Raw genomic sequence first — 26,076 nt, 5'->3', positions numbered from 1 at the left:
ACACTCACCGAAGCGACTGTCTACGCTTAATAGACAAGGCCGGGTATGCCCGGCCCCGAACTCACGCTATCCGGAGGTCCGTATCGCTATGTTCAGCCAGAAATTACGCCACGTTGAAGACGACGAGTTAAGGATCGACATCGATCCCTGCTACGAAGCCGATCCGTACGAATTAAAGCTGGATGAGATGATAGACGCTGAACCGGAGCCTGAGGTGATCGAGGGGCTTCCGGCGTCCGATGCCCTTACCCCGGCGGATCGCTATCTTGAGCTGTTTACCAACGTGCAGAAATCACGCATCTTTGCCGACAGCAAAACCTTCCCCGACTGCGCGCCGAAACACGATCCGCTGGACATCCTGCGCAACTACCGCAAGGTCAAACGTCAGCCCGACTTCGACCTGCGACAGTTCGTGGAAGACAACTTCTGGCTGCCGGAGAACCAGACCGACGTCTACACCTCGGACCCCAGCCTGACGCTGAAAGAGCACATCGATAAGCTGTGGCCGGTGCTGACCCGCGAGCCTCAGGATCATATCCCCTGGTCGTCGCTACTGGCGCTGCCGCAGGCCTATATTGTGCCTGGCGGTCGCTTTAGCGAAACCTATTACTGGGACTCTTATTTCACCATGCTGGGGCTGGCGGAGAGCGGCCGTGAAGATCTGCTGAAATGCATGGCCGATAACTTTGCCTGGCTGATTGAAACCTACGGTCACATTCCGAACGGCAACCGCACCTACTACCTCAGCCGATCGCAGCCGCCGGTGTTTGCCCTGATGGTCGAACTCTTTGAAGAGGATGGCGTGCGCGGCGCGAAGCGCTATCTGGACCATCTGAAGATGGAGCACGCCTTCTGGATGGACGGCGCCGAGTCGTTGATCCCGCACCAGGCGTATCGCCACGTGGTGCGTATGCCGGATGGCTCCCTGCTCAATCGCTACTGGGACGACCGGGACACGCCGCGGGATGAGTCCTGGCGCGAGGACGTGGAGACCGCCCGACACTCCGGGCGGCCCGCCAATGAAGTGTACCGCGACCTGCGGGCGGGCGCCGCGTCCGGCTGGGACTACTCCAGCCGCTGGCTGCGGGATATCACGCGGCTGGCCAGCATCCGCACGACGCAGTTTATCCCTATCGACCTGAACGCCTTCCTGTTCAAGCTGGAGACGACCATCGCCAATCTCTCCGGCCTGAAGGGCGATCGCGAGACAGAGGCGGCCTTCCGCCAGAAGGCTCAGGATCGGCGGGCGGCGGTCAACCGCTATCTGTGGGATGATGAGAACGGCTGTTTCCGCGATTATGACTGGCGCCGTGAACAGCTGGCGCTGTTTTCCGCGGCCAGCATCGTCACTCTTTACGTCGGCCTGGCGACTCACGAGCAGGCAGAACGCCTTGCCGATGCGGTGCGGGCCCGCCTGCTCACCCCCGGGGGGATCATGGCCACCGAATATGAAAGCGGTGAGCAGTGGGATAAACCTAACGGCTGGGCGCCGCTGCAGTGGATGGCGATCCAGGGATTTAAACGTTACGGCCAGGATCCGCTGGGGGATGAGATTGCCTGGAGCTGGCTGCAGACGGTCAATCACTTTTACAAGCAGCATCACAAGCTGATTGAGAAATACCATATTGCCACCGGCGTCCCGCATGAGGGTGGCGGCGGGGAGTATCCCCTGCAGGATGGCTTTGGCTGGACCAACGGCGTGGTGCGCCGACTGATTGGCCTGTACGGTGAGCCAACCTAGTCGGGCTGTTCCCGGCGGCTTTCTCCTGCTATGTTCAGAGGATTCGCCCTGCCCGGAATGACGCTTATGCCTGAACTCCTGACGCCGCGCCTGCGCTGCTCACCGCTGCAGCTGGACGACTGGTCGTTTTTTCTTTCCCTGCAGCAGGATCCGCAGGTCATGCTCTACGTCGCCGACCCCCGGCCGCAGGCGGCCATCCGCGAGGCGTTCGATTCGCGGCTGCCGCCGTGGGCGCCGGGGGATGAACACTGGCTGTGCCTGGTGGTGCGCGACAGGCTCACCCATACCCCGCTCGGCCTGACCGGTTACCAGCATCATCAGCGCGAGATTGCCGAGGTCGGCTTTCTCTTCGCTCCGGCGGCGCAGGGCCGGGGCTACGGCTACGAATCGCTGCGCGCGCTGTGCGACTACGCCTTTACCACCGGCGGCGTCCGCCGCCTGACCGCCAGCGTCACCGCCGGCAACGAGGCGTCTAAGCAGTTGTTGCTCAAAGCCGGGTTCCGGCTGGAGGGGGAGCTGCGGGAGAACTACTGGCTGAACGGGCGCTGGCACAATGACTGGCTGTTCGGTCGGCTGCGTGGGGAGGGCGATGCGCCGTAGCGCACCGCCGGTCACAGGCTGGTGGCAGTCAGGATCAGAGGAACATCCCGCCCGAGACTTCCACGCGCTGCGCGTTCATCCACGCCAGCTCATCGCTGAGCAGGGCGGCGATGGCGTCGCCGATATCATCCGGCAGCCCGACGCGCCCCAGCGCGGTCTGGGCCGCGATATGCTGATTCACCTCGGCGTTATCGCGCACCACCCCGCCGCCAAAGTCGGTCTCGATGGCTCCCGGCGCAATGATATTCACCGAAATACCGCGCCCGCCCAGCTCTTTCGCCTGATAGCGGGTCAGGACCTCCATCGCCCCCTTCATCGCGGCGTAGGCCGCATAGCCCGGCAGGGCAAAGCGCGCCAGGCCGCTGGAAACGTTGAGGATCCGTCCCCCGTCCTGCAGGAGGGGCAGCAGCCGCTGGGTCAGGAAAAATGGCCCTTTGAACTGGATGTTCATCAGCTCGTCAAACTGCGCTTCGCTGGTCTCGGCGAAGGGGACGTTAAGGCCGATCCCGGCGTTGTTCAGTAAATAATCAAAGGTGGTTCGCCCCCACTTCTGCGCCAGCACCTGTGCCACCTCGCTGGCGAAAGCGTCAAAACTTGAGATATCCCCGACGTTCAGCGCTAATGCTGCCGCTTTGACCCCTTTTTGCTCAATCTCCGCCACCACGTCGAGGGCCGCCTGGCGGTTGCTGTGGTAAGTCAGAAGAATATCGGTTCCCTTCGCCGCCAGCTTCAACGCGGCGTTTTTACCCAGACCGCGGCTGCCGCCGGTCACTAAAGCGATACGTTGTGTCATCAGAAGACCCCTTTCAGGTTGCGTTGTGATTGTGTTCTAGCTTATTAAGTGCCAGTGAAACAATAAATACGCTACATTACGTTTTACTGTTTCATTCATAACAACAATAGGCGATCGGCATGGATAAAATTCATGCAATGCAGTTATTCATTCGCGTAGCGGATCTGGAGAGTTTTTCCCGCGCCGCCGAGACCCTGGCGCTGCCGAAAGGCAGCGTCTCGCGGCAGATTCAGGCCCTGGAAAGCCATCTTGGCGTGCGGCTCCTGCACCGCACTACCCGCCGGGTTCAGCTCACCCAGGATGGGATGGTCTACTATGAACGGGCAAAGGATCTGCTGAGCAACCTCGATGAACTGGACGGCATGTTCCAGCACGATCCGGCGAGCATCAGCGGCCGGCTGCGGGTGGATATGCCGGTCGGTTTTGCTAAAAAACTGGTGATCCCTCATCTGCCGACTTTTTTACAGCAGTATCCGGGCATCGAACTGGAGCTGAGCAGCAGCGATCGGCTGGTGGACGTGATCCGCGAGGGGTTTGACTGCGTGGTACGCGTCGGCGCGCTCAAAGACTCAGGGCTTATCGCCCGCCCACTGGGCAAGCTGACGCAAATTAACTGCGCCAGCCCGGACTACCTTGCGCGATTTGGCTATCCGCAATCCCTTGAGGATCTGGCGGATCATGCCCTGATCCACTACGCCAGCACCCTCGGGGTCCGTCCCCCCGGCTTTGAGGTGGTGATCGATGGCGCGGTGCGCTGGGTAAAAAGCGGCGGCATATTGACAGTCAACAGCACGGAAACCTATCAGGCAGCCTGTATCGCCGGGCTGGGGATCATTCAGGTACCGCGTACCGGCGTGCGCGAGGCGTTACGCGCCGGCGACCTGACGGAGATCCTGCCCCAGTACCGCGCCGAGCCGCTGCCGGTCTCGCTTATCTACCCGCACCGGCGCAATCTCTCCCGCCGCGTACATCTGTTTATGGAGTGGCTGGGCGGGCTGATGAAAGCGTATGTCGATTGATCCACACGAGTGGAGAACGGGGGGCAGGCAGAGGCGTTCCTGCAGGATACGCCATTTAAGGTATACTTTTTGCTGAATCTCGCGGTAAAAAAGGAAGAAATCACGTATGACGCCGGAAAACGACGATCGACGCCCACCACAGGAACCGGACACGCAGCCGGAGAAAAACAAAAGCCCCCTCGACGCTCTCAATGACACGGCCGTCGGGCAAAAAGCCAGCCAGGCGCTGAAGACCGTCACCGGAACGGCGGCCAAAGTGCAGCGCAACCCGGTGATCGCCCACTTACTGCGCGCCGCAGAACGTTTCAATGACCGGCTGGGCAATCAGTTCGGCGCGGCCATCACCTACTTCTCGTTCCTGTCGATGATCCCAATCCTGATGGTCTCCTTTGCCGCCGCCGGTTTCGTGCTGGCCTGGCACCCGACCCTGCTGCAGGATATTTTCGACAAGATTCTGCAAAACGTCAGCGACCCGACGCTGGCGGCGACGTTGAAAAACACCATCAACACCGCGGTGCAGCAGCGCACCGCCGTCGGTCTGGTCGGCCTGCTGGTCGCCCTCTATTCCGGTATTAACTGGATGGGCAATTTGCGCGAAGCGATCCGCGCCCAGTCGCGCGACGTCTGGGAGCGCCGGCCGCAGGACGAAGAGAAAATCTGGATAAAATACTTCCGCGATCTTATCTCGCTGATCGGTCTGCTGGTGGCGCTGATTATTACGCTGTCCATCACTTCTGTCGCGGGTTCCGCCCAGCAGTTGATTATCTCCGCGCTGTATCTCGACAACATTGAATGGCTGAAGCCCGCCTGGCGGCTGATCGGCCTCGCCATCTCGATTTTTGCCAACTATCTGCTCTTTTTCTGGATCTTCTGGCGGCTGCCGCGCCATCGTCCGCGGCGCAAAGCCCTGTTTCGCGGCACGCTTATCGCGGCGATTGGCTTTGAAATCATCAAAATCGTCATGACCTGGACGCTGCCGGCGCTGGTGAAATCCCCCTCCGGGGCGGCGTTCGGTTCGGTGCTGGGGCTGATGGCCTTTTTCTATTTCTTTGCCCGCCTGACGCTATTCTGCGCCGCATGGATCGCCACCGCGGAGTATAAAGACGACCGGCGGATGCCTGGCAAAACCCACCGTTAACGCATTGCGAGGATGAATTGAAGAGGCAAAATTCATCCTCGCGCTTTATTTCAGTAGATAAATCCACCCATTAACTTTTATTTAACCAAAAACTGGTTTTATCCTCTATCTTTTTAATTGTGTGAAGCATTTCATAGAACCATTTTTACTGGTGTAAAAATTATCCGCTTTTTGCCTGTTTTTTGCCCACTTTCCACGTTTGTTACAGATTGAAATGTCCCTGTGGCTGTGGCTATATGGCTTTTCGTTCGCGCAAAAATAAGAAAGATCTATGCAAGCCACAGCCACCACACTCGAAAACTCGCAGGAAACCGCCCCGGTCAATTCACGCAACAAAGTCGTTGTCGCCTCGCTCATTGGCACCGCCATTGAGTTTTTCGACTTCTACATCTATGCCACTGCCGCGGTCATCGTCTTCCCGCATATCTTTTTCCCGCAGGGCGATGCCGCCGCGGCCACCCTGCAGTCGCTGGCCACCTTCGCCATCGCCTTCGTCGCCCGGCCGATCGGCTCCGCGCTGTTTGGTCACTTTGGCGATCGCGTCGGCCGCAAGGTCACTCTCGTGGCCTCGCTGTTAACCATGGGGATCTCCACCGTGGTGATCGGCCTGCTGCCCGGCTATGAAAGCATTGGCATTGTCGCGCCGATGCTGCTGGCGCTGGCGCGCTTCGGTCAGGGGCTTGGCCTCGGAGGGGAATGGGGCGGCGCAGCGCTGCTGGCAACGGAAAACGCCCCGGCGCGCAAGCGCGCCCTGTACGGCTCCTTCCCGCAGCTGGGCGCGCCGATCGGCTTCTTCTTCGCCAACGGCACCTTCCTGCTGCTCTCCTGGCTGTTAACCGATCAGCAGTTTATGGAGTGGGGCTGGCGCGTGCCGTTTATCTTCTCCGCGGTGCTGGTGATCATCGGTCTGTACGTGCGCGTCTCGCTGCACGAAACGCCGGTCTTCGCCAAAGTGGCAGCGGCGAAAAAACAGGTCAAAATCCCGCTGGGTACCCTGTTGACCAAACACGTCCGCGTGACGGTGCTGGGCACCTTCATCATGCTGGCAACCTATACCCTGTTCTACATCATGACCGTCTACTCGATGACCTTCAGCACCGGCGCCGCGCCGAATGGCCTGGGCCTGCCGCGTAACGAAGTGCTGTGGATGCTGATGATGGCGGTGATTGGCTTCGGCGTGATGGTGCCTGTCGCCGGCCTGCTGGCGGACGCCTTTGGCCGTCGCAAGAGCATGATTGTCATCACCACGATGATTATTTTGTTCGCCCTGTTCGCTTTTAAACCGCTGCTGGGTTCCGGTAACCCGCTGCTGGTCTTCGCCTTCCTGCTGCTGGGCTTAAGCCTGATGGGACTGACTTTTGGCCCGATGGGCGCGCTGCTCCCGGAGCTGTTCCCCACGGAAGTGCGCTACACCGGCGCGTCATTCTCCTATAACGTGTCGTCGATCCTCGGCGCCTCGGTCGCGCCGTATATTGCCGCCTGGCTGCAGGGCAACTATGGCCTGGCGGCGGTCGGCACCTATCTGGCGGCGATGGCGGCGCTGACGCTGATCGCCCTGCTGCTGACCCACGAGACCCGCCACCAGTCGTTGTGATCCTTCGCCCTGACGCCGCTGGCGTCAGGGCTCTCCCCTACTTTTTCATCTGTGACAAAATGGTCCGACACTGGTTGCTATCGCCCTCCGCCGGGGAGACCAGCGCCAGCAGCGCGGCAGCCGGCGTCACCAGGGTCGCCAGCGCCGCCGCTACCGCACCGCGGACAATCAGCGGCCCGGCCTTCACCCCCGCCTGCGGCGATTTAAAGGTGCCCCGTACATACAGCGGTGAACGCAGGGTGATCACCCGGAAGCCTTTGCTTTCCGGATCGATGGTCAGGTCCAGCTGCTCGGAGGCGAAGCTGGCGGTTCCGGTCACATTGATCAGCGCGTTTTCCGTATCGAAGGCAAAAATCTGCGGCCGGGCGACGCCGTTGGTCACGTCGATATTGGCCGCCGCACAGTTCACCCGAACTTCCTCATCACCAAAAATCTGGCCGATCAGGTAGTTACCGACGTTAAGACCGAGAATTTCCATCAGGTTACGACTGATCAGGCCGTCGTTCATCAGCAGTTTCAGGTTGCCATTACTGTTGCCGAGCAGGGCCGCCACCGAGTTGCCGCTGCCGCGCAGCTGAACATCGCCATTCATCTCTCCGAGGGTTTTCTGCATCATCTCGACGTTCGGCATCAGCGCCTTCAGCTTCAGGCGTCGCGCCTGCAGATTGGCCTCACCCTGCAGCGGCTTTTTATCGCCCTGCAAGTGTACGCTGCCGGCAATCGACCCGTTGGCCAGGCCAAAGCGCACCGGCTGCAGGCGCAGGTCGCCATCTTCCAGGATCACATGGGTCGACAGATCGCTGATCGGCAGGGTGCCGCCGTGCTCAATTCTCCGGCCCTTAAAGCGTACATCGGCATCCATCACCTGCCATTTATCGGTTTCAAAACGGTCTGCCGGCAGCACTTTACCCGCCGGCTGCGGTCGGTCGCCCGCCTGGCGCGCAGCGCCTTTCTTCGTCCCTTTGCCGGAATCGACGCCGATTAACGGCCCGAGATCCGCCAGCCGCAGCTGCTTCGACTCCATATCGCCGCTGAGTTTCGGCCGCGGTTTGCCGGTGGTATAGGTGAGGGAACCATGAATGTCGCTATCGCCGATCCGACCATTAAAATCCTGGTAGTCAAAACGCATGCGGTTTTTCTGCTTAAAGTCGGCGCGCAGGCGGCCATCGGTAGAGAACGATGGCGTCTCCGGCAGCAGCACACCGGTCAGGTCGTAGAGATCGCGCAGCGAGTCGCCGGCGAATTTCAGCCGCAGGTCAATACCGCCGACGTTGAGCGGGTCGCTGACCGTGCCGCTGAATGCCACCCGGGTGTTGCCGGAGTGGAAGTCGCCCTGCAGCGGGAAAGGGGTGCTTGCGCTGCGCAGGGCCAGCATGCCGCCGATTTTACCGTTGCCGGTGACCGGCTGGTCCTTGTAGCGGCCCTTCAGCGACAGGCCAAAGACATAGTCACCCACTTTCGCCGCGCTATGCCGATCCTTCGTGCCGGTCACTTCGCTGAACGGCAGCGGTTTGCCGAGGGGATCGACAAGGATGGTGATATCGCTGCGGGTGATCTTGTCATCGATGGCGATAGTCCCGCGGTCAAAGAGAATATTATCGAGGCGAAAGGACCAGCTGGAAGGCGCGCTGTCGCCCGACGTACGCTGATCGCCAGCCAGCTGAAAGGTCCAGTTATTATTGTCTTCCGTCAGGCGGATCAGCCGCACGTCGGGCTGTTCCAGCTTGATCCACGGCAGGTACACCGTTTTGCTCAGCAGCGCCAGCGGGGCGAGGGTCGCCTCCACCCGCGGCAGGTGGATCATAGTCACCTGGGGGATGGCCGGCGGGTTGCCCAGCACGATATCTTCCGCGTGCACATGGGGCCACGGGATCCAGCTGCGCCAGCCGCGCTCGTCCGGCTGCCGCTCCCAGACCACGCCGAGATCGCCGCGGATGGCGAACGGTCGGTTAAGTTCGGCGGACACTTTCTGATTGATCGTCGGCTTCAGCCGGTTCCAGTCAAAGGTGGCCAGCACGATAAAGAAGAGAACGATCAGCAACAGTATCGTTCCTGTGATGATAACCAACGTTTTACGGGTTCTGCTCATCCCTACTCCGCTCCTTTTGCATCACGTCAGTCCTGAATATAGTCAAAACGCGGCGTTTATCCTGGAAATGCGCTTTTCGTCACATTACGCGCGTCAGGTCAAAAAAATAATGGAACGATGTTTTAATATGATTGACCAGCAAAACAGCGCAGCGCACACTAGCGCTTATATCGATTCCATTGCAGGTTCTGGCTATGTCTAAAAAAATTGCCGTTATTGGCGAATGCATGATTGAGCTGTCAGAGAAGAACGGGGCCGTTAACCGCGGCTTTGGCGGCGATACCTTAAACACCTCGGTCTATATCGCGCGGCAGACCGATGCCAGCGCACTGAGCGTCCACTATGTCACCGCGCTGGGAACCGATGCGTTCAGCCAGCAGATGCTCGACAGCTGGCAGCAGGAAAACGTCAACACCGATCTTATCCAGCGGATGGCCGACCGCCTGCCGGGGCTGTATTACATTGAAACCGATGACACTGGCGAGCGCACCTTCTACTACTGGCGCAACGAGGCGGCGGCAAAGTTCTGGCTGGAGAGCGATCGCGCGGCGGCGATTTGCGAAGAGCTGGCCACTTTCGACTATCTCTATCTGAGCGGCATCAGTCTCGCCATTCTCAGCCCGGCCAGCCGCGACAAGCTGTTCACGCTGCTGCGTGAGTGCCGCGCCAACGGCGGCAAGGTGATCTTCGACAACAACTATCGTCCACGCCTGTGGGCCAGCCAGGCGGAGACGCAGCAGGTCTATCAGGAGATGCTTGCCTGCACCGATATCGCGTTTCTGACGCTCGATGATGAAGACGCGCTGTGGGGGGAAAAACCGGTTGCTGAGGTGATCGCCCGCACGCATGCCGCCGGCGTGGAAGAGGTGGTGGTGAAGCGCGGGGCGGATGCCTGCCTGGTCTCGGTTAGCGGGCAACCGCTACAGGAAGTGCCGGCTGTCAGGCTGGCAAAAGAGAAGGTGGTGGATACCACCGCCGCCGGAGACTCCTTCAGCGCCGGCTACCTGGCCGTTCGCCTGACCGGCGGCGATGCTGAATCCGCCGCCAAACGCGGACACCTGACCGCCAGCACGGTGATCCAGTATCGCGGGGCGATCATCCCGCGGGAAGCGATGCCGCAGTAATTCTCCGCAGGAAGCGCTCTCCGGCCGCCGCTGGCGCGCCGGAGAGGCGTTAGTTACTGCCCTGGCGGGATGTCGCTGGCCTCGCTGTGGGCGTCAACTGTATCAGCGCTGCCGCTGACCGCCGCGGCCGCCGGATTCGGCGCCATCAGTTTTTCCCACGTGGCCTGCAGCTCCTTCATGTTGTATTCCGGTTCGCCTTTCGGCTGCTGTAGCACCAGCGCCATATCCTGGGACAGCTGCTGACGCAGGTACTGATTCAGCATGTCTACCGTCAGGGAGTTGAGGAACTCCTGGCGCAGCTTCTGATATTGCTCCGGCGCGATATCCACCACCTGATTCTGCAGGGAGCGCATGCGCTGGCTCATCAGAATATCGGTGTCAGTGCGCGCATAGGTGGCAAACAGCCTCTGCAGCTCGAGGCTTTTCTGGGCGATAAGCGCGTCAAACTCCTCCTGCGGCAGGCCGTTGTCCCGCACTTTCGCCAGCTCGCGCGAGACCACGCTCAGGTTGTTGTTCAGACGCTCGCCCGGCGATTCGATGTTGATCGCGCACTGCGCGCGCTGATAGAGCACCCGGCAGTCAAAGCCAAGACCAATATCCTTCACGTTATTTTTGCTCAGGCTCTGCTGCACGTGCCAGAACAGCGCTTCGCGGGCGAGGTCGTCGCGCCAGTAGCGCTGCAGCGCCGCGGAGTCGCGGATTGGCTGCCAGGGCGCATCCCACATGATGGACAGTTTGTCCTGACGCACCGCGCTGGTCATGATGCTGACCGGCACGGTAGGCAGTGGCGATAAGGTCGGCACCGCCGCGGGCGTTTCCCGCTTGCCCTTCAGATCGCCGAAGGTTTTGCTGATTTGCTCAGCGACGCTGCGGCTGTCGACGTTACCGACCACAATCAGCGTCATGGCGTCGGGGGTGTACCATTTATGATAAAAGTCTTTCAGCTGCGCCACGTCTATCGGCTGCTTCAGCGGCGCGGCAGGATCATGGCCCAGCATGGTGGACCCTTTCAGGCGGTAGCGCCACCAGCCCTCTTTGGTATCCAGCGGCCACGTCGCCACCATGTCGCTGCCCTGCAGCGCATGATTGATCGATTCAGGCGTAATGGTCAGCTTACCGCTGGCGTCCGCCAGCCAGCTCAGCGCCTCTTTCAGCAGATCGTTGCGGTTATTGGGCAGACTGAGATTAAACATTGTGTAATCGTAGGAGACGATGGCCGGCGGCAGAGGACGCTTCGGGTCAATACTCTGCTGCCATAAAGAGCGCGCCTGCATCGTCGGCAGGCTGCCGCTTTGCGTCAACGCCAGGCGAGGAACAAAGCGGCTGAAACCACTCTGCTGAGTGCTTTCGCTCAGCGAGCCAATATTCACGGACAGACGGACTTCAATACGGTCGCTGGGACGCTGCGGCGTGGCCAGCACCTGCCACGTCAAACCATTCGCTAAGGTCCCTTGTTGCCAGGCCGGATCAGGCTGGAGCGCTTCTGCCTGCACATAACCGGCCGCCGCTACCATCAGCAAACCGCCCGTTAAGAGTTTAATTGTTGTGCCCTGCATGTGAACCCCTGATGAACATTCCTGGTTACAACAGCACCCCACTGACGGGCTGCCGAAAAAAAGTGAGAGTGAAATACGTCGGTTAGACCACACGGAGACGAAAATGTCGCATGACAACGCAAAATAATCATTTCGTGTCATTTCCGCCAAGCGGAAATGACCTCTAATTATGCGCAGGAGCCCGTACTCCAGCAAGGGAGTACGGGCCTAAGAGGAGGATTTAAGAGGATAATTCGTGCGATTTGTTCGCTGGAACACGGTTATTCAGAACATCATCCATCTGTTTGGCATCGAGTTCTTTGACCCATTTAGCCACCACCACCGTAGCGACGCCGTTACCCACCAGGTTGGTCAGCGCACGGGCTTCGGACATAAAGCGGTCGATACCGAGGATCAGCGCCAGGCCCGCCACCGGCAAATGCCCGACGGCGGAGATGGTCGCCGCCAGCACGATGAAGCCGCTGCCGGTCACCCCCGCCGCCCCTTTCGAGGAGAGCAGCAGCACCACCAGCAGGGTGATCTGATGGAAAATATCCATATGGCTGTTGGTCGCCTGGGCGATAAAGACCGCGGCCATCGTCAGGTAGATGGAGGTGCCATCGAGGTTGAACGAATAGCCGGTCGGGATCACGAGGCCCACCACCGATTTGCGGCAGCCCAGCTTCTCCATCTTGTCGAGCATTCTCGGCAGCGCTGATTCTGACGAGGAGGTTCCCAGCACAATCAGCAGCTCCTCACGGATATAGCGGATAAATTTGAAGATGCTGAAGCCGGTAGCCCGGGCGATACTCCCCAGCACCACCACCACGAACAGAATACAGGTGATGTAGAAGCAGATGATCAGCTGCCCCAACTGCACCAGGGTGCCGACGCCATATTTACCGATGGTAAAGGCCATGGCCCCGAAAGCGCCAATCGGCGCCAGGCGCATGATCATATTGATGATGCCGAAGATAACCTGGGAGAAGCTTTCAATGACGTTGAAAATCAGCTGGCCCTTGCTGCCCAGACGGTGCAGGGCAAAACCAAACAGGACGGCGAACAGCAGCACCTGCAGAATGTTGCCGCTGGCGAAGGCGCCAATGACGCTGCCCGGGATCACATCCAGTAAAAAGGCCACCACCCCCTGGTCTTTCGCCTGCTCAGCGTACACCGCCACCGCTTTCGCATCGAGCGTTGACGGGTCGACGTTCATCCCGGCGCCAGGCTGCACCACGTTGACGATAATCAGACCGATAATCAGCGCGATGGTGCTGACCACTTCGAAATAGAGCAGCGCCACCGCCCCGGTACGGCCGACGGCTTTCATGCTTTCCATCCCGGCGATCCCCGTCACGACGGTACAGAAGATAACCGGAGCAATCACCATTTTAATCAGCTTAACGAAGGCGTCGCCGAAGGGTTTCATTTGCGCGCCCAGTTCCGGGTAAAAATGGCCCAGCAGAATACCGATCGCTATGGCCGTCAGAACCTGGACATAGAGGCTTTTAAAGATAGAGGTTTTCATAGGGTGTCCTTTGGGAATAACCACAGAGCAAGAAGGGATATTTGACGTCTGTGGCTTAAAAATAACACCCTGGAAACATTTCAGAAATAACTAACGCCGAAAGTGCAACGCAATTGTTAAAATCTTTGAGCTGACTCGCACAAGTCAACAAAACATTTACAAATTTTCATCCTCACGAACCGGGGAGAGATAGCGCGCGCTGAATGCCTCCAGCGGCAAAGCGCAACCGAACAGATGGCCCTGGAGCACCTCGACGCCCGCGGCTTGCAACCAGCGGTACTGGGCGTCGTTCTCCACCCCTTCCGCCACGATACGCAGCGACAGGCCGCGCGCGAGCTGGATCATCGCCGGCACCATGCTGACATCCTCCGGCAGCATATCGATGAATACTTTATCGATTTTCAGAATATCCACCGGCAGAGCTTTCATCTGCTGCAGCTGGTGCAACCCGGCATAACCCATGCCAAAATCATCCAGCGCAATCTGTACCCCGGCCTCGCGCAGCGGTCGCAACCGCGCCATCACATCCTGCGGATCGTCCATCCGGCAGCTCTCCGTCACCTCGAGGATGAGGGTGCCAGGGGCGATACGGTAGCGGGCGATCAGCTTTAGCATCTCCTCGCCACGGTCGTGTTCCAGCAGCTGGAGCAGGGAAACATTGACCGACAGCGGCAGCATAATCCCCTGGCTTTGCCAGGCCGCCAGCTGGCGGCAGGCCTCTTCCATCACCCAGTAGCCGACCGGGATAATCAGCCCGCAGGACTCAATGCGCTCAATCAGCGACGGCGGTAGCGACCAGCTGCCATCCGCCTGCCGCTGGCGCAGCAGCACTTCGGCGCCGCAGATCTCGCCGCTGGCGCAGGCCACCTGCGGCTGCAGCCAGATAGCGAACTGCTGGTTGTCGAGGGCGGTAATAATGTCGTGCTCTTCCATCAGACGGCGCTGAGCCTTTTCCATCTGCTCGGGATCGAAGAACTCAATCTGGTTTTTGCCTTTACGTCGTGCGGTGACGGCAGCCGACACCGCGCGCCGGTAAAACTGCTCGGCGCTGAGCCCGGCGTGGAACATGGCGATCCCGACGCTGGCGTAGGGCCGCAGCTGCAGCCCATGCAGCGGCAAACGCTCATTAATAATAGTGAGCACTTGCTTACTTAACGTCACCGCCTGCCACGGTTCGGCAAGGCCATCGGCGAGAATCGCGAAGTCATACCCGCTCACCTGAGCCAGCACCATTTGCGGCGGAATGGCGGCTCGCAGCTTCTCCACCAGCGTCAGGAGCAGCATTTCGCGCTGGCTCTCCTTGAGGACCCCGGCGGCATCCTGCAGGGTTTCGCAGGCGACGACGATTAGCGCGGCGCTCTGGGGGCGGGCCACCGTCTGCTCCAGCATCGCCAGCAAAAAGGCTTTATTCGGCAGCTCTGAGACCGGGAAGCGGGTCGACTGGATGGACAGTTCATCATGCTGGCGCACCAGGCTCTGCTGGTTGCGGTTATAGCTGCGCACCAGCATACCGATCTCGTCGTCATGGTGCAGGCGCGGGAGCGTTAGCTGATGGCCGAGACGATCCTGCTGGGAGAGATCGTTCAGCTCGCGGGCGATACGCCGCAGGGGGCGCACCATCAGCCGATTGATGCACCAGGTAAGCGCCACCGTCAGCATCAGCACCAAAAGTAAGTAAGCCGTCACTAACGTAGCAAGGGCGCTCATGACGAATTTATACATGCGGTATGAATCCGCCTGCAGCACCAGATAGGCCAGCGGCTGGGGATTAGCCGGCCGTTCCAGTGAATAAATAGGCAGCGAAATCTGCACCGGCAGCTCAAACAGCCGGGTGACGGTCACCGGCACCGGCCGCTCGGGGATAAATCGCATCCGCAGCGCCTGGAACTGGTTCGGCAACACCACATCCGCCCGGCTGACGATGCCAGCAGGCTGGATACGGCTTAAAATGGCTTCCGCTTCCGGAATATCGGCTTTCAGAATAGCCGCAGACAGCGGTTCGCGAACGGATCGCGCGATACTTTCTAACTGCGTGGCCGTGGTAAAGCGACTCTGTTGCACAAAGTGAAACAGCAAAATAGTGCAAAAAACCAATACAAAGGCCATGGACACGCTCGCGACCATCGCCATCTGTTTGATTGTAAGTGAACGGCTGACGCGCAACGGTGTTCTCCACTGATACTGAATGCATACCCGGTATCAATCCTTCAATGCCGGTCGTTTCAGGCTGATTATATACTCAAATCCTTCGCCCACGCCCGCGAGGGATGAAGTGACGGGATATTTCCGCGCGGTGGCGCAGACGCCGGGGAAATCGCCCCGGCGGCCGACGGTGGGCAATGCCTCACGAGTATACGCGAAGCGCGTCGTGGAGTGGCGCTCTGTGACGTAATTCAGCCTATTCTGCTACCAGTCGGCGTAGGGCACCAGCGGCTGGGGCGGCATATCCAGATCCCCCTGCCAGCCGGCCGCCGAGTAGCGGACGTAAAGCAGCGCATGGCTCGGGGTGTAATCCTTCGCCTGCTGAATATCGACCGCGGCGCCGACGAACCAGTTGCTGGTCACCCGCCGCTCCACCAGCGCTCTGGCGGTGTAACCGAATCCCTGGCTGCTGCTCCCCTCCTCCGTCAGCTCGCTGGCGCGCTGGCGGTAGTCGGACGGGATCAGGTTCAGCAGCGGATAACGGGCTTGCGTCTGGGTGCGCGAATGGGACCATGACACCGACCCGCCGAGCTCCCAGGACCAGTTCTCGGTACGCTGACGCCAGGTCACCGGCACGGCGAATGAGAGATACTCCTGCGGGCTGTAATAGCCGCCCTGGCCGAGGGTGTAACCGCTGAGATCTTTGTCGTAGTGCCAGATCATATTGTTGAGGCCGACGGTGACGCGACGATTATTCTCGTTGATGACCTTGTAGTAGTACCCGGTCATCCAGCGCACGCGCCAGTTATCCGCCACGTTTTTACCGGTCAGCGAATCGGCCCCCAGCGAGGACCAGATGCCGTGCGCTTCGCCCCGGTCATAACTGAGGCTCAGGCCGCCGCCGTCGGCGCGGACGCCGCCCCAGGTGGTGCCGGTATGGCTGCTGCTGTCTTTCTGCCCGCCAAAGGAGAGCAGCGAGCTGGAGATGGGGCGCCGGTGGACGTTGACCGTGTACCCCACCGGCCCGACGTCGCTGCTGTAGCTCAGCCCCCCCACCACATCGACGACATTGAAGCCCATCGGGGTGGTGCCGATATCGCCGCTCCAGGTGTCATTCTTCCAGCCGACCGCCACGCTGGCCCCGCTGTCGGTCTGGTTTTTACTGCCGCTGGTACAGGCGATCTCCCCGCAGGTGCCCCAGCTGGGCGAGTAGCTCCCGTCGCTGTGGGTGGAAAAGCTGCCGGCATCCATATTGACCAGATCGGTGCGAAAGAACATCCGGCCATCCGCCAGCGGAGCATCCACCTGCAGCATGGTGGTATGCGCCTTCAGGTCGGAATAGCCGCCGGTGCCGCTGGAACCCCAGAAGTCGTGTTCCAGGGTGACGTTCAGATCCTGCTGGCGATAAAGATCGGCGGCATCGCTACGGATCCCGCGCTTCAGCCAGTCATCCTGGCTGTCGTTGCGCGTCAGCCGCGTAAAGGTATCGTTATTCTGCGGCTGCACGGGGGCGATGCCGGAGGCCACCATCGCCTCCCGGTAGTGCGTCAGCGCCTGCTGCGGCGCCCCGGTCTGGGTGGCAAAGCGCGCGGCATCGCGCAGCACCAACGCGCTCTCCATCGAGGGCGGCTGCGCCTTCGCCTGCGGCACAATCTGGTTAAAAATCTGTTGGGCATCAGCGGTATCGCCAAGGCCGGCTCGCGCCAGCGCGACCCGACGCTGCATATTCATGGATTCGGTCTCTGCGCCTTTCAACTGCATGACCTGCGCCCGGGCGGCCTGTTTATCGCCCTCGGCCAGGTAGACTTCCGCAAGGCCGAGGCGCGCATCGCCATTGTCGGCCTCCTGGCGCAGCACCCGCTGATAGTCGGCAATCGCCGTCTGGCTGTCGCCGCGCTGCTGCGCCCAGTCGGCCAGCGTCAGGTCATAGCGCACCGAGGCGGGCTGCTGTTGGATAAGGGCGATCGCCTGCGCTTCGTTACCGCTGTCGCGCAGCTGGTTGGCCTGGCGCAGCACCCGGTCGCTTTGCAAACGCGCTTCGAGCTCACGAATATTATCCGTCCACGCGCTGCGCGGCAGAGCGGCGATTTGCGCCAGGGCCAGATCGTCCTGGTCGTTTCCCGACAGGTAGAGCCCCGAGGCGTAGACCCGTTCAGCATCCTGCGGCTGGCGGTTGACCATCGCCCGCATCAGCGCGTCGGCCTCCTGGCGTTCACCGGCGCTAACCAGATCGCGCGCCAGACGGTAGGTTATCCACACGCTGTCCGGATCCAGCGCCAGGCGCCGACGCTGGACTTCCGCCGCCTGCGCCCAGTTGCCCTGACTTTCCAGGGCCTGCGCCTGTTTCTCCAGCCGGTCGTTGGTCAGACTGCGCTCAATATCATCGATGCTCCGCCGCTGAGCGGGAGGGAGGCCGGCGATCCAGGCGCTGGCTTTCTCCGGCGATTCGGCGCGATAGAGGTTGGCCAGACCGCGCACCGCCAGATTATTACCGCGATCCAGGCGCAACGCCTGCTGGTAATAGCGCTCCGCCGCTGCCGACTCTTTGCGCGCCGCCGCGACGTCCCCCAATCCCAGCACGGCATAACTGTCGGTGCGATCGACCCGCTGCGCCTGGGCATAATAGTGCTGCGCCTGCGAAAGCTGGCCGGCTTTCAGGGCGTTATCCCCCTGCTTGATCAGTAGCCAGTAACGGTTGGTTTGCAGCAGGCTGTCCCATTTGCCGCGGTTCGGGCTGTCGGGGTCCATGGCAATCGCTTTATTGAGCTGCGCCACTGCCCGCGCGCGATCGCCGCGCTGGGAATAGGCCTGGCCGAGGGCGCCCACCGCATCGCTGTCGCGGCTGTCGGCCTGAACGGCTTTCTGAAGATCCGCGACCGCCTGCGAGGCATTCCCGGACTTGACCGCCGCCAGCCCTTCCGAGCGGGCGCGGAAGGTCGGATCCTGCAGCTGCGCCTGCTGCTGGTCGAGCAGAACGCGGGCGTTCGCCGCCACCGAGCCGGTGGGAAACTGCAGGAGAAATTGCTGCAACGCCTGCACGCTGGCCTTGCTCACCGGCATGCTTTTCACTTCACTGAACCACATGTCGGCGGCGATGCCGCGTCCTGAGGCCGAGCGGGCCATCTCCGCCAGATAGGCAAACCCTTCCTGCGGTTTGTTATCGGCAAACATCTGCTTCGCCAGCGAAGTCAGCAGGCTGACGTTGCCCGGCGCGCTGGCGTTCAGCTTTTTCAACTGGCTGACGCCTTCGCTATGGCGAGCGGGCAGGCGCGCCACCAGCGTCCAGTATTCAATGGCGACGTCAACGTCATCCGGCACCCCGCCGTACAGTTTTTCATAGGCGGCGATGGCTTCATCGACCTTCCCGGCCACGCCCAGCAGTCGCGCCTGCTGCAGCGCCTGCCGGCCCTCGCCGGTGTTGCTTTTCATCTCATTGCGCGACGCCTTCAGCTCCGGGGAGTCCGGCGCCAGCTTCGTCAATCGTTCCAGCTCTTTTTGCGCCCCGGCGGCATCCCCCTGACGCAGCAGGTAGCGCATCCGCGCGGCAATCAGATCCGGGTTGTTGGGATCAATCAGCTCCAGGCGGTACAGCGACTGGCGCACCAGGTCTTCACGATTACTGGCCTCGCCAAGGCGGACCTGCTCCAGCAGATGCTCCTGGGCAGGCGTCGTCGCCGCCTGCGCTAACGGCAGCAGCGCCACGCCGAGGGACAGCGTGAGTAAACTTAGTGAGAGCTTGCGCATTCCTGGTTCCAGTCAGGTTGTAATTCGCCACCCGCAGTGAAACGAAAACGGTGTTGATCCCAACCCTGGCCGAACAGCGTCAGAACTGCGCTGTAGTAGGCATCCGCGCCGGGATAGTTATCGGCGACGCGCTGGCGTTGCACCGACCGGGCCTCGTCGTCCTGTAAAAACGGTAGCATCACCGCGGAGAAGCCCACGGGCCCCTGGCCGCTGGTTTTGCCGGTGGCGATATTCACTTTCTCCGGGGGCACCCCCTGCTCCGTGGTCTGCGCCGCCATCGGCGCGAAGCGTTGCAGCAGTCGCGCTTTCTGCTTATCGCCATCATGGAGCATGCCCACCCACAGGTAGACGCGAATCGCGTCATAGCTACCGATCAGCGGTTTCTCGGTTTTCAGCTGCCAGCCTTTCCCTTTCTCATAACGCACCCAGTCCGGCGTAAAGCCTTTCGGCGCGGTTTCCAGCAGCAGGCGCAGGTTACTGTCGCGCAGGGCAGGCCACGGCGCGCCAAAACGCACAAAGTAGGTGGCCAGCTGCGGCGGAAGATAGCTGGGGTTAAACCGCCAGCCGCTGTCATCGGCAAAACCGACTTTTCCCGGCAGCAGCATCGTGCCAAGACCGGGCACCGCCACTGTCTCTTCCTCGACAATCCGCGCCAGCAGTGCTTTGCCGGTCTCGGTGTACTGCGGCTGCTGCCACAGGCGGCCCGCCTCCAGCAGCGCCCAGGCTATCCACAGATCCGAGTCGGAGGCCGAGTTGCTGTCCAGCAACGTCCACTGCTCATCGTCCTTTTTGCCCCACAGCCAGCCCGGAAGATGTTGTCGCAGGTCGCCTTCCGCCAGGTTGTTCTGCGTCCAGGTCAGTAGTTTGTCGAACCCTGCGCGATCGTTGGCGGCCAGGGCGAAAAACAGGCCATAGCTCTGTCCTTCCGAGGTGGAGATTTTGCGCGCATCGCTGGGGTCAATCACCCGTCCCTCAGGGCTGACGTACGCTTTTTTAAACTGCTCCCAGGCGGGCCACTGGCAGGCGGCGCTCACCGGGCCCGCCGCCAGCAGCAGCGCGGAGAGCACCGCGCCACAAAGTACTTTCATCATGGTTTATTCATCATCCAGGCTAAGACGGCGGCGACTGATGATGCGCAGCATGCGCCACAGCACCCACGCCAGCAGCACAATACTGATAGCGGCGAAGATCGCCAGCAGTATCGGGTGGTTAGAGAGCGCGAACCAGATGCGCTCGAACCAGGGCAGATGACCCACGTAGTAGATATCCCCTACCCGCAGACTGTTGACGCCGGACTCGCGGATCACCGCTACCGAGCCAAACATTGCTGCCCGCTTACCGCTGTCGTTGAGGGCGTTGGTCAGCAGTTCATTACCGCGCGGGCTGTCGGCCAGCAGGGCCACCACGCTGCGCTGATCGTTATACGGCGACTGGAAGCCAATCACCGCCGCCATCGGCCCGGAAGAGGTAATGTCGGTGCGGGTATTGGGCGTGCGGGCATCGTCATCGGGATAAATGCTCGCCAGGTCATAGTGGCGCATCGGCATTTTCACCCAGCTTTTGGTCGCCTCGACCAGCAGGTTGATTTTGGTGTCGTCCTTGAGGGACGACGGGATCGCGCCGATCAACAGCAGATCCGCGTCTTTGTTCTTGATCTGGTTGCCATCGTCGGTCATCTGCAGATTAATCGCCGCCAGACCGGTTTGCGAACCGATACCGCCCAGCGCCTGCAGCAGCGTCGCCACCTGGCCCTGGGTCGGCGCTTTCGGCACCACCACCAGCGTGTCGGAGAGGTCGGCCATACGGCTGTAAGGGAAGCCCGCATTGGCGAAGACGCGCAGGTCCGGCAGGGCGATAAAGTGATAATACTTCGAGAAGTCGATGGTCGAATCGTCGCCAATCACCACATGGTTCTGCACCGGCTGGAAGGTAATACAGTTGTCGATGGAGCCGCCCGGCATCGGGTTCATGTACTGGAAGTCAAAGCGCAGCTGGTTGACCGCCCCGAGACGCAGCGCGGGGATGGTGACCTCTGATTTGCCGTCCAGCAGCCCCTGCAGCACCGGCAGGCGCAGGATCAGTTTGTTCACGTCCTGAGCGCTGTTCAGGCTGAACGACTGCAGGAACTGGTCGTTGAGGCTGATATCCATCCGCGAACTGTCCTTCACCGGCGGCATGGTGTAGCGATATTTCAGATCCATATCGATGCCGTTGGCCCGCAGCAGATAGAGATCCGGCGGCAGATTAAGCGCCACGGTGATGGCATCCGGCACCAGCCCGCTGGACTGCAGCTGTTGCTCATAGGTTTTCAGCTCAGCGAAGGTGACCGAGCGGTCGGTGCGCACCCAGTTCGGTGCGTCGTAAGGCTGACGCGGCTGCAGGGTTTTGATGCCGTCCACGGTGACGCTGCTGCCGCGGAACAGAATATTGCCCTGGGCAATCCCCTTCGCTGCCAGCAGCAGGTCGTTATCATCGCGGCCGAAAATTACCAGCAGCTTGACGTAAGGATCGTTCGGGTTGTCGATCATTTCGATGGTCGGCGCCTTGACCGGCGGATGATCGCGCAGGAAGTCCGGGCGCTTGTCGTTGGTGGCGAAGACAATGGCGTTACGATCCGGCAGTTCGTTGAAATAGACCGGGAACTGCTGGCCGCGCCAGCCGGCCTTGCTGCCGAACCAGGAGGCGACAATCGCCGCCGCCTGCTGCTGGGCCACCGCTGGCGAGCCCGGGAAAATCATCGGTAGCGTCAGCGGGCGGTTATCGCGCGGATCGTAGAACGGCACCGGGAAGTGTGACAGATCGTTATGCACCTTCAGCGACTGGTAGGTGAGATCCAGATAGCTTTCGCGCCCGACGTCCAGCCACAGCGTGCTGCTGGCGGGGTTTTCGCAGACATCGCGGTAGTGACCGACAAACTCCAGCCGTACGCGGTTGAAGTCGGTGATGTACAGCGGGTCAATCGGCAACTGCGCGCGGATCTTTTTCCCCAGCTGCTCTTTGGTCACGGGCAGGACGCCCATCAGCTCATCGTTGAGATAGACTTTCAGCTGCGACTGCACGGGCAGCAGCGAAGGCGATGGGGTGTATTCCAGGTTGAGCAGCGCGTTGGCGACCAGCTCATCGCTGCGCATGCCGAATTCGACCGACGCGTCAGGCCGTGAGCCTCGCAGCACGATGCTGCCGGGCGGCGGCGCGATGGTGGCAAAAGTCAGCTTCACCTCCCGCTGCGGGACGTTCTCGGCCACCGCCGCCGGGGCGGTCGGTTCGGCAAGGGCCGCCGTTGGCTCGCCCACCACGATCGGCGCGCCCGGGGTCGCTACCTGCGGCTGAACGCCAGGGGCGGCGTTCGCCACGACGGCCGGCGCCGCATAAGAGGCCAGCGGATACCAGCTGCACATGCCCACCGCTACTGCACACATCCAGGAAAGTTTTCTTTTCATCGCATTATCATCATTGTTGAGCCATTGCCGGGTCTGCGGAGAGCGTCGGCGCGGCGCGTTCAGGGCGTCGGGGTACAAACGACACTATCCAGGCCACCAGCGAAGTGAGCGCGCGGAAAACCACCTTCACCGACGGCGGCGAAAACTCCGCCAGGTGACGATAGCCACGGAAGCCCAGCTTGAGGATATCCAGCAGGCTTTCCATCGGCTTGTCTTCCGGGAAGCTATCCTGCCAAAGCGCCCACGTATCAGCGCGGGCAAACGTACACTGCACAAAATCGATATGCTGTTGGTTGGTCAACGGCAGTAGCTGGAGCCCCACCTCGCTGCCGTTGACCCGCGCGACCCTAACCGGGAAGGCATATTCCTGCTGTCCCCGTTTGAGCAACAGCCTGGCGTTCTGGCCTTCCAGCACCTGCGCGTCGCCGTGAATTTTGATCCCCAGCCCGCCGTCGGAATAGTCGTGAACCGTGCAGGAGAACAGATGGCCATCTTCGCGGGCAATCGCCGCCGGCATGCTCATTTCGACACGATGCGAACGGCGAACCTGCTTGCTTTCGACCGAGACCGCCACCGCGCCGCCAAGAATAATCAGGTTGTAGAACACCCAGACAATACTCACCCAGACGGTGAGAATTTCGTTTTCCGGGCCATACATAAATCGCCAGATCCCCACCGCGACGCCGACCAGATTGAGCAGTACAAGGTAGATATAGGGCCGGGAGATCACCCAGTCGACATACTCTTCTTCCACCAGCCCGCCCTTCGCGGTGACGTTGAACTTACCTTTATGCGGGTTAATCAGCGCCACAAAGGTGGGCGGCGCGATATACCAGGCCAGCACCGTCTCGTAGATTTCACTCCAGAACGAATGGCGGTATTTGCCCTGAATCTTCGAGTTGGTCAGGCTGGCGTGGATCATGTGCGGCAGCACGAACAGCGCGATCATCAGCGCGGGCGCATAAATGATATAGGCATGGAGCAGCAAAAAGGCCAGCGGCGCCGTGAGGAAGATGAGGCGCGGAATACCGGAGAGGAAGTGGAGCATGGCGTTAGCGTAGCAGACGCGCTGCGCCAGCTTCAGGCCTTTGCCAAACAGCGGGTTATCGAGCCGGAAAATCTGCACCATCCCGCGCGCCCAGCGGATGCGCTGGCCGATATGCGCGGACAAACTCTCCGTCGCCAGCCCCGCCGCCTGCGGGATCCGCATATAGGCTGAGGTGTGTCCCCGCCGGTGCAGACGCAGAGAGGTATGGGCATCTTCGGTTACCGTTTCGACGGCTATCCCGCCAATCTCATCCAGCGGGCCGCGACGGATAACGGCGCAGGAGCCGCAGAAGAAGGTGGCGTCCCACATGTCGTTCCCGTCCTGCACCAGGCCGTAGAACAACGTCCCTTCGTTCGGCGTTTTGCGAAAGCGGCCAAGGTTGCGCTCAAAGGGATCGGGCGAGAAGAAGTGGTGCGGGGTCTGCATCATCGCCAGCTCTTTCTCTTTCAGGAACCAGCCCATGGTCATCTGCAGAAACGAGCGCGTTGGCACATGGTCGCAGTCAAAGATCGAGACGAACTCCCCTTTAGCGTATTTCAGCGCATTGTTGATGTTACCGGCCTTGGCGTGCTCGTGGCTGGTACGGGCGATATAGTGCACCCCGACATCTTTGGCAAACTGGCGAAACGCTTCCCGTCCACCATCGTCGAGGATCCAGATGTTCAGCTTGTCCTTCGGCCAGTCGATGCCCTGCGAGGCGTAAATGGTGTTTTTCACCACGTTGAGATCTTCGTTGTAGGTAGGGACGAAGATGTCCACGGTTGGCCACAGATCCATATCCTCCGGCAGCGGCACCGGCTGGCGGTTCAGCGGCCAGACCACCTGGAAGTAGCCCAGCACCAGCACCACCCAGGCGTAGGTCTCTGCGAACAGCAGAATGATCCCGCACACCAGGCTTACCGGGTCGTTCCAGTTCAGCGTCGAGGTGTAGCGCCACCAGATATAGCGGCACGACACCGTCAGCGACAGCACGATAAGCATCAGCGCCGAGAAACGCCCCGGGATGCGCCGCACCAGCAGCGCCACGCCCCACAGCAGCATCAGGAAGATAAACTGCGACAGCGGGTTAAAGGGCTGCGTAATACACATTAGCGCCAGCACCAGCGAGCAGAAGGTCACCCCCCCAAGGATTGCCCGGCGCAGCTTCGGATTAAGGTGCGCCAGCTCTTTCTGTTTATCCAGATGGCCGGTGCGGGCGTTCACCTGTTCAGGCAGTTTCTCCAGCCATTGCGTATAGCGACCGTGCACCCCTTCCAGGGCCGCCAGCGAGCGCCAGTTGACCTTTTTTTCCGGCTCCGGCACGCGCGTCGCCAGCAACCACAGGGATTGCAGCAGGTAGCGCAGCGGATCCAGCGGACGCGGGCGATGCGGATTAATATGGGGAAAATAGGTTTCATGGTGGGCCAGAATCGCCTGCCAGCGCGGCGTCTCCAGCGGCATCAGCGCCCAGACCAGCGACGCCCACAGACAGCCAAGCGACGCCGAAAGCCAGGAGGCCCCGTGCTGCCGATAGTCGTCATAGCGCGCGCGCAGCCGTTCCCCCACCGGCGGAGCCAGCAGCAGCGTGCTGAGGCGGATCATGCCGGCCTCCCGCCGGAATAGTGGATCAGGCACCAGTTCGCCAGGGTCAGCACCTCTTCCGCCGCCAGGGAGTCCTGACGATACTCCCCAAGAGGCTGTTTCGCCGCCAGGCACTCGGCCATCGCCTCGTCGCGGTGAATCGTCACCGGCAGGATGCGCGGCTGGCTCTCCAGCCACAGCTGGTAGAGATCTTCCTGTAGCTGGCTGCCGACCCGCAGATCGTTAATCAGAATGTCGCTGTTGGCCGGGAGGGGCTGCTGGTGTAGACGGATATGGCTATTGGCGTCGGGATGAACCACCACCAGTGTGCGATCGCACAGCGTCAGCAGCTCGCGGGTTAATGGCGAATAACCGTTCGGCAGATCCAGCAGCAGCCAGCGGTACTGGCTCTGCAGCCGCTGCACAGCCTCCGCCATCGCCCCCAGCGCGGGCTGCAGCTGGTCAGCATTTTCTCTTTCGCCGGCGCTGAGCTGGCCAAACGGCAGCAGATCGATATGTTGCGTATAGCGCAGACCCGCGTCGCGCCAGTCCCGACCGTCGAGCAGCGCCCGCGCCCAGCCGTCCTGATGATGGACGTCGGTATTGAAAAAAAAGCGCAGCATATTATCCGGGCTGGCGTCGATCGCCAGCACCGTTTCACCGAGCAATTGCAGCGCCCAGGCGAGTGCAGCCGTAATGGACGTGACGCCAGTCCCCCCGCGCACGCCCTGTAATCCCAGAATAGCCATCTCCGGCTTCCTTATTTTTTCTCTGCAAACTCTGCCAGTAACGGCCAGCGCTTCAGCGCCGCATTCAGCTGCTCGCGCCGGGAAATATCATGATAATCAATATCCGGCAGGGAAAATGCCCGGCTTAGCGCCAGAAAATCATTTTGAAAGGTGTACCCCAGCGTGGCGTCCGTGGGTACTGCAGGATCTTTTGCTGGCATATCTCTGTCCGTTTGAAATTTATTATTAAACC

The 26,076-nt window shown here is 60.8% G+C and carries 17 protein-coding genes; 6 read left to right on the top strand and 11 right to left on the bottom strand.

Annotated features, from left to right (window positions below):
- The first annotated feature begins 88 nt into the window (after nt 1–88).
- A complete protein-coding gene (locus AS136_RS08940; RefSeq protein ID WP_008806929.1) occupies nt 89–1,741 on the top strand; it encodes an alpha,alpha-trehalase in 1,653 nt (550 codons plus the stop codon).
- Between the two features lie 66 nt (nt 1,742–1,807).
- Nucleotides 1,808–2,341 carry a GNAT family N-acetyltransferase gene (locus AS136_RS08935; protein WP_012967100.1) on the top strand — a complete coding sequence of 178 codons (534 nt, stop codon included), beginning with the start codon at nt 1,808–1,810 and terminating at the stop codon, nt 2,339–2,341.
- A 34-nt stretch (nt 2,342–2,375) separates the two neighbouring features.
- On the opposite strand, the gene AS136_RS08930 is transcribed toward AS136_RS08935, so the two are convergent.
- Complete coding sequence (locus AS136_RS08930) at nt 2,376–3,134, bottom strand: SDR family NAD(P)-dependent oxidoreductase (RefSeq protein WP_023298315.1); 759 nt, start codon at nt 3,132–3,134, stop codon at nt 2,376–2,378.
- Nucleotides 3,135–3,253: 119 nt separating this feature from the next.
- On the opposite strand from AS136_RS08930, the gene AS136_RS08925 reads away from it, so the two are divergent.
- From AS136_RS08925 to AS136_RS08915, 3 genes are all read left to right on the top strand, one after another.
- The gene (locus AS136_RS08925; RefSeq protein ID WP_049138017.1) at nt 3,254–4,153 is read left to right on the top strand and encodes a LysR family transcriptional regulator; all 900 of its coding nucleotides are present in this window, start codon (nt 3,254–3,256) and stop codon (nt 4,151–4,153) included.
- A 106-nt stretch (nt 4,154–4,259) separates the two neighbouring features.
- Entirely contained in the window at nt 4,260–5,291 is a 1,032-nt protein-coding gene (gene yhjD / locus AS136_RS08920) for an inner membrane protein YhjD (RefSeq protein WP_008806925.1), read from the top strand.
- Nucleotides 5,292–5,562: 271 nt separating this feature from the next.
- Nucleotides 5,563–6,885 (top strand): MFS transporter, encoded by a 1,323-nt coding sequence (locus tag AS136_RS08915; RefSeq protein WP_012967096.1) that lies wholly within the window; start codon nt 5,563–5,565, stop codon nt 6,883–6,885.
- Between the two features lie 37 nt (nt 6,886–6,922).
- Here AS136_RS08915 and AS136_RS08910 read toward each other — a convergent pair whose 3' ends face one another.
- Nucleotides 6,923–8,974, bottom strand: coding sequence for an AsmA family protein (locus AS136_RS08910; protein ID WP_023323368.1), 2,052 nt, complete (start codon nt 8,972–8,974; stop codon nt 6,923–6,925).
- A 194-nt stretch (nt 8,975–9,168) separates the two neighbouring features.
- On the opposite strand from AS136_RS08910, the gene kdgK reads away from it, so the two are divergent.
- Nucleotides 9,169–10,098: a 2-dehydro-3-deoxygluconokinase gene (gene kdgK, locus AS136_RS08905; protein ID WP_012967094.1), complete on the top strand. Its 930-nt coding sequence runs from the start codon at nt 9,169–9,171 to the stop codon at nt 10,096–10,098.
- A gap of 53 nt (nt 10,099–10,151) precedes the next feature.
- On the opposite strand, the gene AS136_RS08900 is transcribed toward kdgK, so the two are convergent.
- The 9 genes from AS136_RS08900 to bcsR form a co-directional block, all read right to left on the bottom strand.
- Nucleotides 10,152–11,654: a M16 family metallopeptidase gene (locus tag AS136_RS08900; RefSeq protein ID WP_008806921.1), complete on the bottom strand. Its 1,503-nt coding sequence runs from the start codon at nt 11,652–11,654 to the stop codon at nt 10,152–10,154.
- Between the two features lie 220 nt (nt 11,655–11,874).
- Nucleotides 11,875–13,161, bottom strand: a complete 1,287-nt coding sequence (locus tag AS136_RS08895) for a dicarboxylate/amino acid:cation symporter (RefSeq protein ID WP_008806920.1) — start codon at nt 13,159–13,161, stop codon at nt 11,875–11,877.
- A gap of 156 nt (nt 13,162–13,317) precedes the next feature.
- The gene (hmsP, locus tag AS136_RS08890) at nt 13,318–15,324 is read right to left on the bottom strand and encodes a biofilm formation regulator HmsP (protein WP_008806919.1); all 2,007 of its coding nucleotides are present in this window, start codon (nt 15,322–15,324) and stop codon (nt 13,318–13,320) included.
- Between the two features lie 243 nt (nt 15,325–15,567).
- Nucleotides 15,568–19,047 (bottom strand): cellulose synthase complex outer membrane protein BcsC, encoded by a 3,480-nt coding sequence (bcsC, locus tag AS136_RS08885; RefSeq protein WP_023323369.1) that lies wholly within the window; start codon nt 19,045–19,047, stop codon nt 15,568–15,570.
- Entirely contained in the window at nt 19,029–20,138 is a 1,110-nt protein-coding gene (gene bcsZ, locus AS136_RS08880; protein WP_023298318.1) for a cellulose synthase complex periplasmic endoglucanase BcsZ, read from the bottom strand. The genes bcsC and bcsZ overlap by 19 nt, the downstream gene beginning before the upstream one ends.
- Before the next feature lie 3 nt (nt 20,139–20,141).
- Entirely contained in the window at nt 20,142–22,487 is a 2,346-nt protein-coding gene (gene bcsB, locus AS136_RS08875) for a cellulose biosynthesis cyclic di-GMP-binding regulatory protein BcsB (RefSeq protein WP_008806916.1), read from the bottom strand.
- Nucleotides 22,488–22,497: 10 nt separating this feature from the next.
- On the bottom strand, nt 22,498–25,116 hold the full coding sequence (bcsA, locus tag AS136_RS08870; protein ID WP_012540356.1) for a UDP-forming cellulose synthase catalytic subunit: 2,619 nt from the start codon (nt 25,114–25,116) through the stop codon (nt 22,498–22,500).
- On the bottom strand, nt 25,113–25,844 hold the full coding sequence (gene bcsQ / locus AS136_RS08865; protein WP_023323370.1) for a cellulose biosynthesis protein BcsQ: 732 nt from the start codon (nt 25,842–25,844) through the stop codon (nt 25,113–25,115). Before bcsQ ends, bcsA begins: the two co-directional genes overlap by 4 nt.
- A gap of 11 nt (nt 25,845–25,855) precedes the next feature.
- Nucleotides 25,856–26,044, bottom strand: a complete 189-nt coding sequence (bcsR, locus tag AS136_RS08860) for a cellulose biosynthesis protein BcsR (protein ID WP_002921513.1) — start codon at nt 26,042–26,044, stop codon at nt 25,856–25,858.
- Between the last annotated feature and the right edge of the window lie 32 nt (nt 26,045–26,076).

This window comes from Klebsiella sp. D5A (assembly GCF_001620885.1).
GTDB lineage: Bacteria > Pseudomonadota > Gammaproteobacteria > Enterobacterales > Enterobacteriaceae > Klebsiella > Klebsiella variicola.
The sequence above is the reverse complement of the archived record's forward strand: the minus strand, read 5'-3'. Positions and strand labels throughout refer to the sequence as shown.